This window comes from Cronobacter universalis NCTC 9529 (assembly GCF_001277175.1).
Classification (GTDB): domain Bacteria; phylum Pseudomonadota; class Gammaproteobacteria; order Enterobacterales; family Enterobacteriaceae; genus Cronobacter; species Cronobacter universalis.
Genome location: NZ_CP012257.1, coordinates 3934915 through 3947475 on the forward strand (window position 1 = coordinate 3934915; position 12561 = coordinate 3947475).

The following is a 12561-nucleotide window of genomic DNA, read 5'->3' on the forward strand; positions in this document are numbered from 1 at the left end:
GGCTCCGACAGCATACTGCGCTTTACTCATTACTTCAGATCGGCCTGAACCTGGTGGATCGGCTTCGCCCACGGATTTTTCGCCTGCACGTCGGCTGGCAGCGAAGAAACAGCGCGTTTCGCTTCCTCTTTCGAGCCATACACGCCGCTTACCAGCACATACCACGGCTGACCGTTACGGGTCGTCTGGTACACCACGAAGTTTTTCAGATTCTCTTTCTTCGCCCACGCGTTCAGGTTGTTGTAGTTCGACGAACTGCTCAACTGAAGCGTGTAGTGGCTGCCAGGCGCGGATTTGAGCGCGCCGACGTTGCCGGCGCTCGCGCCGCCCGCAGGGGCGGAAGGCTGGCTCGCCGCAGGCGCGCTTTTCGGCGCTTGCGTGGCGGCAGTCGCAGGCGCTTTCACCGGCGCAGAAGCGGTGCCGGTCGCAGGCTCGCTGCGTTTCGGCGTGCTGGCCGGTTTCTGTTCCGCGGTGGCGGTTTTCGCCGGCGCCTGCTGCGGTTTGCTCTGGGTGGTCTGAGTTTTACGCGGCTCAGACTCAATCACCATCTGCTTACGCTCAGGGCGCGTGGTGGTCGCAGCGTTATGGCGCGCAGGCTTCTCGCTTTGCGCGGTGTCGCGCGACGGCTGGGAGGCCGCGGCGTTGCCGTTGACCGGCGCGACGGTCGCGGGCTCGGTCGGGAGCGTAGAACCTGCCACGGCGTTATCAATCTGGCCCTGCTGCTGCGTCAGCGCATTGTTCAGATCGCCCGGGACTTCGACACGCTGCTGGCCTTCCGGCGCAGACGGCGCCTCAGCCTGAGTCGGGGTCGAAGAAACCGGCGGCAGAGAGATATCCTGCGGCGCGTTGCCGCTGTTCTGGTTCGCGGCAGAGGTATTGCCCGGCTGCGGCTGCGCGCCGTTGGCCTGGTCTGACGGGTTGCCGCCGTTACCGGAAAGATCGATATTCTTCTCGGCGTTTTGCGCCTGCGCGTCGTCGGTTTTCGTAGCGTCCGGGCCCTTCAGCGCCGAACCGATGCCGATAATCAGCAGCACCAGCACAAAAATACCGAGCGCCATCATCAGATGCTGGCGGGAAATGGGCCCTTTCGGAGGCGCTTTTTTACGCTTGCGCGGACGACGTTCCTGTACTTCTTCATCATCCGCCAGCGATTCATCCGCTTCGTAAGTCTCTTGCGTCTGCTCGCGACGCGCGCGCGCCGGACGACGATCGTCTGCATCCAGATCAACGTCATCAATGTTGATTTGCGGTTCGTTATCGAACTCAGCAGATTTACGAGAACGACCAGGACGACGATCGCTGGGATCGGGTTTCAGCTCGTCTTCTGGTTTGAATTCATCCATTTAACACCCCACTCGAAGGCTCATTGCGGCCTGGGCCACGCTATTGCCCGATAGTAAAAACGCCATTACTGGCGAACAGTACTTTTCATTCACGCCTGCTGACAATCAGCAATCGCGCTTAAAACCAGATCGTGCGGCACTCCGCCGCGCACTTCACTCTTCCCGATAGCCAGCGGCAGCACTAAGCGCAGCTCGCCAGCCAGAACTTTTTTATCGCGCATCATATGCGGCAGATACGCGTGCGGCGCCATAGACGCAGGACCGTTAACCGGCAGGCCTGCGCGCTTAAGCAGCGCGATAATGCGCTCGACATCCTGCGTCTCAAACTGCCCAAGACGCTCCGCGGCGCGAGCCGCCATGACCATGCCCGCGGCGACCGCTTCGCCATGCAGCCAGTTGCCGTAACCCATTTCCGCTTCGATCGCGTGACCAAAAGTATGGCCCAGGTTCAGCAACGCGCGCATGCCGCTTTCGCGCTCGTCCGCTGCGACGACATCGGCTTTGATTTCGCAACAGCGGCGAATGCAGTACGCCATCGCCGCGCCGTCGAGTGTGAGCAGCGCGTCGATGTTCTCTTCCAGCCAGTGGAAGAAATCGCGGTCGAGGATGATGCCATATTTAATGACTTCCGCGAGCCCGGAGGCGAGCTCACGCGCAGGCAGGGTTTGCAGACAGTCGAGATCGACCACCACGGAGGCGGGCTGCCAGAAGGCGCCTATCATGTTTTTGCCAAGCGGATGGTTTACGGCGGTTTTGCCGCCAACGGAGGAGTCGACCTGCGAAAGCAACGTGGTCGGCACCTGGATAAAGCGCACGCCGCGCTGATAGCACGCCGCGGCAAAGCCAGTGAGATCGCCGACTACGCCGCCGCCCAGCGCGATAAGCGTGGTATCGCGGCCATGCGGTTTTTCCAGCAAGGCGCTGAACACGGTTTCCAGTACCGCCAGGCTTTTATAGTGCTCGCCGTCGGGCAAAATCACCTGGTCAACCTTCACGCCGGCCTGTTCCAGCGCAGACCGGACTTTATCCAGCCACAGCGGCGCCAGCGTTTCATTGGTGACCAACATGGTCTGGTCACCTGCACGCAAAGGCCAAAAGGAAGCCGGATCGTTAAACAATCCGGCTGCGATGGTGATAGGGTAACTACGTTCCCCGAGAGTAACCGTTAACCTCTCCATGACGTTCAGTAACCTTCTGTGCTTTACCCGCAGGTGAGTATGGATTCGCCGGAATTAGTTGTTTTCCAGCATATGGATAATCTGGTTAGCCACAACTTTTGCGCTCTGATCGTCAGTACGGATGGTGACGTCGGCAATCTCTTCATACAGCGGATTACGCTCGTTGGCGAGCGCTTCGAGCACTTCACGCGGCGGCGTATCAACCTGCAACAGCGGACGTTTTTTATCGCGCTGAGTACGGGCGAGCTGCTTTTCGATAGTGGTTTCCAGATAGACCACCACGCCACGCGCGGAGAGACGGTTGCGGGTTTCGCGGGATTTGACAGAGCCACCGCCGGTCGCCAGTACAATACCCTGTTTTTCCGTCAGTTCATTGATGACTTTTTCTTCGCGATCGCGGAAACCTTCTTCGCCTTCTACATCGAAGACCCAGCCGACATCAGCTCCGGTGCGTTTTTCGATCTCCTGATCGGAGTCGTAAAATTCCATGTTGAGCTGTTGTGCTAACTGACGCCCAATAGTGCTTTTGCCAGCACCCATAGGCCCAACCAGAAAGATATTGCGTTTCTCTGCCATTTTTTCGGTACTACTAAGACAATTCGTTGATGATAAACCCGCGTGCAATAACCCTGAGCTGCGGGAAATGAACTGAAACCTCTTAAGCGATAGTGCGAGAGTCAGATCAAAAATTATCTCAACACTCAAGGTAGTTTGGCAACCGAATAAATCACCGCGTCTGACGCACAGGAGTGAAAAAACAATAACGGATGCACCGCCTTTGACCGACTCTCAAATCGGTACTCCTTGTATGCTAATTCCAACTCTGCGTCAAACATCCGGCGACGATTATGGCTAAAAACTCCTGCGCGATCAGGCGCCGTTGATGATGCGTGGTGTAATAAACACCACTAGTTCACGTTTTTCTTTATCTTTGCCGTCGTGGCGAAACAGGCCCCCGAAGAGCGGAATATTTCCCAATACCGGCACCTGTTCATTCCCGCTTTTATTTTTTTGCTGGAAAATTCCGCCGAGCGCCAGCGTTTCGCCGTCTTTAACCTCAACCTGCGTTTCAATCTCTTGTTTATCAATGGCTAATACTTCGCCATCAGCCTGTTGCAGCGCCTGGCCCGGCATATTCTGACTGATCCGCAACTTCAGCCGGATACGTCCGCCCTGGCCAATAGTGGGCGTCACTTCCATCCCCAGCACCGCTTCTTTAAATTCCACCGACGTCGCACCGCTTTCGCCGCTCGACACCTGATACGGGATTTCACTACCCTGTTTGATGCTGGCAGGCTGCTGATGCGCGGCCAGCAGACGCGGGCTGGCGATAATTTCCACTTTCTGTTTTTGCTCCAGCGCTGACAGCTCGAATTCCAGCATGCGCCCGTCGATACGGCCGATATTAAAGCCCAGCCGCGTGGTAGCGTTCGCCACCGCCAGATCCGCGGAAATGGTGGTGGGGTGATAGAGCTTAGTGGCGCCTTCGGCATCCGCGGTGCTCCACTTGACGCCGAGCTCGCGCAGGCTCTGCTGATTGATGGTAACGATATGGGCGGCCAGCTCCACCTGGCCTACCGGAATATCCATTTTCGCGACCCACTCCTGCACCTGACGCAACGCGCTTGCGGTATCGCGTATCAGCAGCCGGTTGGTACGCTTATCCACCGTGACGCTGCCGCGTGGCGTCATCAGTTTATCGCCGAGCGCCGCCAGCCCGGCGGCAAGCTCCGTGGCTTCGGCATAACGTAGCGTGACGGTTTCGCTCGCCAGCGGCAGATGACGCGCCTGCTGCTGGCGCGCCGCTTCGCGCTGGGCCTGCGTTTGCTGCTCCCAGCTTTCGGGGTAGACGCGCAAAATGTTGCTCTCTTTGCGCCAGCGCAGCCGCGCGCTCTCCGTGACCATCTGAAACGCCTGCTGCCAGGGCACGTCCTGCAAATGCAGCGAGACCACGCCCTCCACGCCAGGCGCGATGACCAGATTTAACTGCTCGCTCTCGGCCAGCGCCTGCAACAGCTGGACGACCGGCGTTTCATCCGCCACCAGCGAGACGCCCGGGCTCGCGGGCGCGGCGCAGACGGTTGTCGCTGCGAGTAATAATAAAGGAAGGGATTTCCTTATCATGATGCGCATCCTTAAGTGTCCATACCAGAACCGAAGGGCGGCACCCTTCGCCACTTTTTAACATCACCTTACCGGCTTCAACACCGGTAAGCTGCCAGCCTGTCGGGAGCGTCGCGCCAGGGCTGACACGCAGCCACGTTTTCTCCGGCGTCTGCAACAGCACCCGCACTGAATCGCCCTTTTTCACCATGCCGCCATAGCGCCAGAGATCGGCCTCGTGCAACTGGCAGCGCGCCTGCGGCGGCGCAAAAGGGTCACGCCCTGCCCAGACCGGACAACTCGCCAGCATTAGTAAGATCCATAGCACGCTACTTCTCATGGGCGCGCCCCAGCTGTAGCGTCAGGCGCAGGCGCTGGTCGCTCTCACGCCGCAAAGCAAACCCGTGCGCCAGCATGTCGTTTTGCGCGAGCGCTTCAAAAACCGCTGGCGCATGCGGCCACATCAGCGCCAGTTCCAGCTCGCCCGTATCGCCTTGCGGTTGCCAGCGGATAAGGTGCCCGTCCGGGCCGGGATTCAGCGCCAGCGGCGAAAACGGCTTCAGGACGAGCTGCGCCTCCAGCGCGGCGATAGCTTCTCGCCGATCGGGCTGCACGGACCGTAATCGCTGAAGCGTTTGCCGTTCAGCGCCGCGTTGCTCAAGCTGCGCGTTTAACTGATCAAGCTCCTGGCAGAGCGGCGCCAGCCATGAGTAAGCCGCCGCTGCCAGCAGCGCCAGCCAGCTGATGGCGCACACCATGCGCAGCGCCAGCGGGCCGCTAAGCCAGCGATCAATGAGAAGCCGCATCGGCAGGCTCCTTCTGCAATGAAAGGCTAAAATGCCAGTAGCCCTCGGCCTCCCGGCGCGTTTCACCTGGCGTTACCCGCGTAAAAGGCGCAAGCCCGCGCAGATTTTCCTCAAACAGACTGAGCGCCTGTGGTTCGTAAGCGTTGCCGGTGAGCTCCAGTCGATCGTCATGAAAACGCACCGTGGTGAGCCAGAGCGACGCCGGCAGGGCATCGGCGAGTGTGAGAAGGCGTTGCCGCCACGCCGCGACGTCCTGACGGGCGCTTTCACGCCGCTGCCAGCGCGCGCGCAACGCCTCATATTCCGCTCCGGCGCGCTGCGCCTGTTGCAGCTGTGTTTTTTGCTGCGTCACAACGAGGAGCAGAGCGTCAAGCTGCTGCTGTAGCGCGCGTCGCTGATGCCTCATGACAGAGTGACCGGCCACAGCCACAAGCGCTGCCGCAAGCGTCACGAGAAGAAAAAAACCGCCCCAGCGCATCAGCCGCGTGCGTCGCCGAATGTGTCGCCACGGTAAGAGATTAATATGCCGCTTCATCACGCCGCTCCCAGCGCCAGCCCAATGGCGACCGCGAAGCGCCCGCGCGCATCCGGCAAGGGCGGACAGGGCCAGGTGATAGCCTGCCACGGATCAAACATCTGCCAGTCCCCCTCTTCCTGGGGGATGCCGCATAAGGCTATCTCCTGCGCCTGCACGTTAAGCTGCGCTGCGAGCGACGCCAGGCCTTCCGCGCCAGGGGTCGCGCATACGCCCCAGCGATCGCGCATCGCCCACAGCCACTGCGCGCCCGCCTGCGCCACAATGGCCTTGCAGGCATCGCCGACATACGGAAAGAAACAGGCCAGCGCGCTCGCGTCGGGCGTTAGCGCGGCGGGCGTCAAACGCAGCGCGCGAGCACAGGCCGTCAGTTCCGCCACCTCCGCGGCGCGCGCGGCGGTTACGGCATAGCCCTCCTGGCTCTCGGTATAATCAAACGCCAGCGCGTCGGGCGGCAGAGAGAGCTGGCGGGCGGCCACGGCGCCAAGCCAGGCTTCGCACTCCGGTTCGCACAGCGCGGTGACGGGCCGGGGAAGCTCTCGCCGGAGCGTTCGCTGCGCCGGAAATCCGAGCCGGATGGACGAATAGCGCGGCAGCTGCGCGCGCCACGGCGTCAGCGCGTCAATTAACGCCTGACGGCGCTGTTCATCATCGTAATAAGGCGCCAGCGGGATCGCCCACCAGCGCTGCTGCCGCCAGCCGCCTCGCTTAGGCGTTAGCGCCACGGAAATAACCATATCTGATTGAATATGCAGGCCTATCTGCCATTGCGCACCGATCATTTTTGACGTTCTCCCTGTCCCGCAAAATGAAAATGCAATATCAATGCTTCTGGCTTGCCTTTATACTACCGCGCGGTTGTTTATAAACTGCCCAACAGAAACTAAATGGGAAATCCTCGGTGAAGTTCGTAAAGTATTTATTCTTCCTTGCAGTCTTTTGCATTCTGCTGGGAGCCGGCTCGATATACGGTCTGTACAAATTTATTGAGCCCCAGTTACCTGATGTCGCCACGCTGAAAGATGTGCGGCTGCAGATTCCTATGCAGATCTACAGCGCTGATGGCGAACTGATCGCGCAGTACGGCGAAAAACGCCGCATTCCGCTGACGCTTAATCAAATCCCGCCGGAAATGGTAAAGGCGTTTATCGCCACGGAAGACAGCCGCTTCTACGATCACCACGGCGTCGATCCGATCGGGATTTTCCGTGCCGCGAGCGTTGCGCTGTTCTCCGGCCACGCCTCGCAGGGCGCGAGCACCATTACGCAGCAGCTGGCGCGTAACTTCTTCTTAAGCCCGGAACGCACCCTGATGCGCAAAATCAAGGAAGCCTTTCTCGCGGTGCGTATCGAGCAACTGCTGACGAAAGATGAGATCCTTGAGCTTTACCTGAACAAGATTTACCTCGGCTATCGCGCCTATGGCGTGGGCGCCGCCGCGCAGGTCTATTTTGGCAAAACGGTGGATCAGCTCTCCCTGAGTGAAATCGCCGTCATTGCCGGTCTGCCGAAAGCGCCGTCGACGTTTAACCCGCTCTACTCGCTTGAGCGCGCCACCGCGCGCCGCAACGTCGTGCTCTCACGTATGCTGAGCGAAGGCTACATCAGCCAGTCGCAGTATGATGACGCCCGCAGTGAAACCATTGACGCCAATTATCACGCGCCGGAAATCGCGTTTTCCGCGCCGTACCTGACGGAAATGGTGCGTCAGGAGATGATCAGCCGTTACGGCGAGAATGCCTATGAAGACGGTTATAAGGTCTACACCACCATTACCCGCCGCATTCAGCAGGCCGCGCAGAAAGCGGTTCGCGATAATGTGATGGACTACGACATGCGCCACGGTTACCGCGGCCCGTCTAACGTGCTGTGGCGCGTGGGCGAGATGGCATGGGACAGCAAGAAAATCACCGATTCGCTGAAAAATCTGCCGACTTACGGGCCGCTGCTGCCTGCGGTGGTCACCTCGGCGAATCCTGACGAAGCGACGGCGCTGCTTGCCGACAACTCATCGGTGTCGCTGAAGATGGACGGCGTGCGCTGGGCGCGTCCTTACCGCTCCGATACCGCGCAGGGCCCGACGCCGCGCCGCGTCACCGACGTGTTGCAGGCGGGCCAGCAGATTTGGGTGCGTAAGGTCGATGACAGCTGGTGGCTGGCGCAGGTGCCGGACGTCAACTCGGCGCTGGTCTCCATCAACCCGAAAGATGGTTCGGTGCTGGCGCTGGTGGGCGGTTTTGATTTCAACCAGAGCAAATTTAACCGAGCGACCCAGGCGCTGCGCCAGGTCGGTTCGAACATTAAGCCGTTCCTGTATACGGCGGCGATGGACAAAGGCCTGACGCTCGCGAGCATTCTGAACGACGTGCCGATTTCCCGCTGGGATGCCGGCGCTGGCTCCGACTGGCGGCCGAAAAACTCCCCGCCGGAGTACGCCGGGCCGATTCGTCTTCGCCAGGGCCTGGGCCAGTCGAAAAACGTGGTGATGGTTCGCGCCATGCGCGCGATGGGCGTCGATTACGCGGCGGAATATCTGCAGCGCTTCGGCTTCCCGGCGCAGAATATCGTGCATACCGAATCGCTGGCGCTCGGTTCCGCGTCCTTCACGCCGTTGCAGGTCGCGCGCGGCTACGCGGTAATGGCGAATGGCGGCTTCCTGGTAGACCCGTGGTTTATCAGCAAAATCACCAACGATCAGGGCGAACCGCTGTTTGAGGCGAAGCCGAAAATCGCCTGCCCGGATTGCGATATCCCGGTGATTTACGGCGAAACGCCGAAATCAAACGTGCTGGAAAACAAAGACGTGGAAAACGTCGCCACCTCAGCCGAGCAGCAGAACGCGCCGGTGCCGATGCCGCAGCTTGAGCAGGCGAACCGCGATCTGGTGGCGCAAAGCCCGGCGCCGCAGTATGCGCCGCACGTCATCAGCACGCCGCTGTCGTTTTTGATTAAAAGCGCGCTGAACAGCAATATCTTCGGCGAGCCGGGCTGGCAGGGAACGGGCTGGCGCGCAGGACGCGATCTTAAGCGTCGCGATATCGGCGGGAAAACCGGTACCACCAACAGCTCGAAAGACGCCTGGTTCTCCGGGTATGGTCCGGGCGTGGTGACGTCTGTGTGGATTGGCTTTGACGATCACCGCCGCGATCTCGGCCGCACCACGGCCTCGGGCGCGATTAAAGATCAGATCTCCGGCTATGAAGGCGGCGCGAAAAGCGCGCAGCCTGCATGGGATGCGTATATGAAAGCCGCGCTGGAAGGCGTGCCGGAAGAGCCGTTAACGCCGCCGCCTGGCATCGTAACGGTCAATATCGACCGCAGCACCGGCCAGCTGGCGAACGGCGGCAACAGCCGTGAAGAGTACTTTATCGAAGGCACGCAGCCTACCCAGCAGGCAGTCCATGAAGTCGGAACGACGATTATCGATAACGGGGAAACCCACGAACTGTTCTGATAAAACGACAAACGCCCCGTTATGGGGCGTTTTTTTTGAAAGCGTGGCGCAGAGGAAAACGCCTTGTGGCGTTTTTTTTCCTACAGCCTGCCGTGCATCTTCAGCCATTCACGTACTAAAAACAGCGCGCTGACGTTGCGGGCCTCGCTGAAATCGGGATCTTCCAGCAGATCCATCATATGCGCGAGCGGCCAGCGCTCCTGAACCAGCGGCTCCGGCTCGTCGCCCTGCAGCGTTTCCGGGTAGAGATCTTCCGCCACCAGGATATTCATCTTGCTGGAGAAATAAGACGGCGCCATAGTGAGCTTTTTCAGGAACGTCAGTTGATTCGCGCCAAAGCCGACTTCTTCTTTTAATTCGCGGTTGGCGGCTTCGTAAATATTCTCACCCGGATCGATAAGCCCTTTGGAAAAGCCCAGCTCATAGGATTCGGTGCCGACGGCATATTCACGGATCAAGACCAGATGATCGTCAATAATCGGCACGATCATGACTGCCTCGCGTTCGGAAGGACGCATGCGCTCATAGACGCGCTGCTCGCCGTTGCTGAAGGCCAGACTCACCTGCTCGACGCTGAAAAGACGCGAACGGGCGACCGTTTCGATATTCAAAATAGTGGGTTTTTGCAGGGGTTTACTCATATTAACCGGCCACCGGGTGACAATATCTCTTCTCATTGTGCGACACACCGCACGGTTCGGGCAATGTGAATCGTTTTTTATTTACATTCCCGCAACTTCACGCGCACGTAAAACCCAAATACCCATTTATGTCAAGAGGTTGAATTTAAAATAAGAATTTGCTGATATTTCCGCGCTTCTCGCTTTGCTAACATTGATTTACCGCTGGTATGCCTCAAATAATTTCACTCAAATTGAATACATACCTGTCGATTTTTGTTCATTGTTCTGCCTTAATGTTGCATAGGCAATACTTGTTTACATTTGCATCGAGTACCGTGATTTGATGGGGAAAGCATGAGCACCTTGTTGATTTTAGTCGCTGCTATGCTGGCCTGCATCGTCATTGCAGGTTGGTGGATAAAGCGCAAAATTCGCCCCCGTCATCCCCGTTTACCCGCCCAGGTTTTTGCTGGCGCCACGACCCGTAAACTCAGCAGTGAAGAGCGTAGCGCCATCGAAAGCTATCTGGAAACGCTCTCGCGTTTTCAGGATTCGCCGACGCCGACCGGCGCGATTAAGCCGCCAGTCCGGTTAACGCTGACGCCGCAAAGCGGCACCGTTTACTGTATCCGTCGGGCCATTACCCGCTACGGCCTCTCATCCGACGATCCCAACAAATGGCGCTATTACCTGGATTCGGTCGAAGTACATCTGCCGCCCTTCTGCGAGCAATACATCACTGACGATAATAGCGTCGAGCTTATCCGTACCGCGACGCTGCCGCTGGTTATCTCGTTAAACGGCCATTCGATTCAGGAACATGTGCATGAAGCCCGCGGCTACGTGCTGGAAGGCCCGGCGTCGGGCCTGGCGTCCATTCGCGGCGAAGAGAGCGAACAGATTGAGTTGCTGAATATTCGCCAGGAGACGCAGGAAGAGCACATGCTCGGACGCCCGGACGGGCTGCGCGAGGCGCTGCTAATTTGCGCCGCGTTTGTACTCTTTTTTCTCTGCCTCGTGACGCCGCCGATGATGCTGCCCTGGCTGGCGGGCGGCGCGATTTTGCTCCTGGGCGCGGGCCTGTGGGGGCTGTACGCGCCGCCGGCGAAAACGGCGCTGCGCGAAATCCACTGTCTGCGCGGCACGCCGAAACGCTGGGGGCTGTTTGGCGAAACCAATCAGGAACAGCTTAATAATATTTCGCTCGGCATTATCGACCTTATTTATCCGCCGCACTGGCAGCCGTTTATCGCGCATGATTTAGGCCAGAAAACGGATATCGATATCTATATGGACAGGCATGTAGTGCGCCAGGGGCGTTTCCTGTCGCTGCATGACGAAGTGAAACATTTCCCGCTCCAGCACTGGCTGCGCAGCGCGGTGATTGGCGCGGGCGCGCTGCTGGTGCTGCTGCTTCTGACCCTCTGGGTGCCGCTCGATATGCCGTTTAAGCTGACTCTCTCCTGGCTTAAAGGCGCGCAGACGGTCGAAGCGACCAGCGTCGCGCAGCTTGAAGAAGCGGGTTTGCGCGTTGGCGACACGCTGCGTATCAACGGCACGGGCATGTGCAATATTCATTTGCCGGGGCGTTACACCACGCGTCAGAACTACCCGTTTATGCCGTTCGACTGCTCGCAAATTCTCTGGAATAACGCAAGCCCCCTGCCCCTGCCGGAATCCGATACCGTAACCAAAGCGACAGCGCTGGCAGACGCGGTAAACCGCCAGCTGCATCCGCAGGAAGGCGACACCAAAATCAACCCGCAGCTGGCGTCGGCGATTCAGAAATCGGGCATGGTGCTGCTGGATGATTTCGCGGAGATCGTGCTGAAAACCGAAGCGCTGTGTACGGGCGAGGAAGAGTGCGTGAGACTGAAAAACGCGCTGGTGAACCTCGGCAATACCAAAGACTGGCCGTCGCTCGTCAAACGCGCCAGCGAAGGCAAACTCGACGGCATCAACGTGCTGCTGCGCCCGGTCAGCGCTGAATCGCTCGATAATCTGGTGATTGCGTCAACCGCGCCGTTCTTCGTGCGTGAAACCAGCCGCGCCGCGCAGTCGCTCAATAGTCCTCCGCCGGGCGGCTTTATGATTATCAGCGACGAGGGCAAAGATATGGTGAACCAGCCGCTGCCGCCGACATCGCTGTATGATTTCCCGCCGCAGGAGCAGTGGAAAGAGTTTCAGCGGCTGGCAGGTATGCTGATGCAGACGCCGTTCCACGCCGAAGGCGTGGTGACCAGCCTGCGCACCGACGCCAACGGCACCCAGCATGTCACGCTCAGCAGTATTCCGGACAGCGCCGGGCTGTGGCGCTATTTCGGCACCACGCTCCTGATGCTGGTGATGCTCATCTGCGCGCTGTATAACGGCGTCGTCGCGCTGCGCCGCTGGCAGCGCAGCCGCACCCGCATTGAAGAAATCCAGCGCTACTACGAAAACTGCTTCAACCCGCAGCTGGTCCCCTCCGCGGATATTCGCCCCCTGTTCTGATAATCCGGCGGCGACAGGTTTATGGT

11 protein-coding genes are annotated in these 12561 nt (G+C 59.1%); 2 read left to right on the forward strand and 9 right to left on the reverse strand.

What is annotated here, in order from left to right:
- Window positions 1-29: 29 nt before the first annotated feature.
- From damX to AFK65_RS18240, 8 genes are all read right to left on the reverse strand, one after another.
- Window positions 30-1343: a cell division protein DamX gene (damX, locus tag AFK65_RS18205; protein ID WP_038858749.1), complete on the reverse strand. Its 1314-nt coding sequence runs from the start codon at window positions 1341-1343 to the stop codon at window positions 30-32.
- Window positions 1344-1432: 89 nt separating this feature from the next.
- The gene (gene aroB, locus AFK65_RS18210; RefSeq protein WP_032804992.1) at window positions 1433-2521 is read right to left on the reverse strand and encodes a 3-dehydroquinate synthase; all 1089 of its coding nucleotides are present in this window, start codon (window positions 2519-2521) and stop codon (window positions 1433-1435) included.
- Window positions 2522-2575: 54 nt separating this feature from the next.
- Entirely contained in the window at window positions 2576-3097 is a 522-nt protein-coding gene (aroK, locus tag AFK65_RS18215) for a shikimate kinase AroK (RefSeq protein ID WP_004386573.1), read from the reverse strand.
- A gap of 294 nt (window positions 3098-3391) precedes the next feature.
- The gene (gene hofQ, locus AFK65_RS18220) at window positions 3392-4642 is read right to left on the reverse strand and encodes a DNA uptake porin HofQ (RefSeq protein WP_369835008.1); all 1251 of its coding nucleotides are present in this window, start codon (window positions 4640-4642) and stop codon (window positions 3392-3394) included.
- Window positions 4554-4934, reverse strand: a complete 381-nt coding sequence (locus AFK65_RS18225) for a HofP DNA utilization family protein (RefSeq protein ID WP_007702653.1) — start codon at window positions 4932-4934, stop codon at window positions 4554-4556. The genes hofQ and AFK65_RS18225 overlap by 89 nt, the downstream gene beginning before the upstream one ends.
- Before the next feature lie 19 nt (window positions 4935-4953).
- Window positions 4954-5430 carry a HofO family protein gene (locus tag AFK65_RS18230; protein WP_007702656.1) on the reverse strand — a complete coding sequence of 159 codons (477 nt, stop codon included), beginning with the start codon at window positions 5428-5430 and terminating at the stop codon, window positions 4954-4956.
- Entirely contained in the window at window positions 5414-5968 is a 555-nt protein-coding gene (locus AFK65_RS18235; protein WP_007702657.1) for a PilN domain-containing protein, read from the reverse strand. The genes AFK65_RS18230 and AFK65_RS18235 overlap by 17 nt, the downstream gene beginning before the upstream one ends.
- Window positions 5965-6747, reverse strand: coding sequence for a hypothetical protein (locus AFK65_RS18240; protein ID WP_038858747.1), 783 nt, complete (start codon window positions 6745-6747; stop codon window positions 5965-5967). The genes AFK65_RS18235 and AFK65_RS18240 overlap by 4 nt, the downstream gene beginning before the upstream one ends.
- 119 nt (window positions 6748-6866) lie before the next feature.
- Here AFK65_RS18240 and mrcA point away from each other — a divergent pair, with 119 nt between their 5' ends.
- A complete protein-coding gene (mrcA, locus tag AFK65_RS18245) occupies window positions 6867-9419 on the forward strand; it encodes a peptidoglycan glycosyltransferase/peptidoglycan DD-transpeptidase MrcA (protein ID WP_007702660.1) in 2553 nt (850 codons plus the stop codon).
- 80 nt (window positions 9420-9499) lie between these two features.
- Here the strand turns inward: mrcA and nudE are convergent, their stop codons facing one another.
- The gene (gene nudE / locus AFK65_RS18250; protein ID WP_007702668.1) at window positions 9500-10060 is read right to left on the reverse strand and encodes an ADP compounds hydrolase NudE; all 561 of its coding nucleotides are present in this window, start codon (window positions 10058-10060) and stop codon (window positions 9500-9502) included.
- Between the two features lie 336 nt (window positions 10061-10396).
- Between nudE and AFK65_RS18255 the strand changes: the two genes are divergently transcribed.
- On the forward strand, window positions 10397-12535 hold the full coding sequence (locus AFK65_RS18255; RefSeq protein ID WP_038858746.1) for an intracellular growth attenuator family protein: 2139 nt from the start codon (window positions 10397-10399) through the stop codon (window positions 12533-12535).
- Window positions 12536-12561 lie beyond the last annotated feature (26 nt).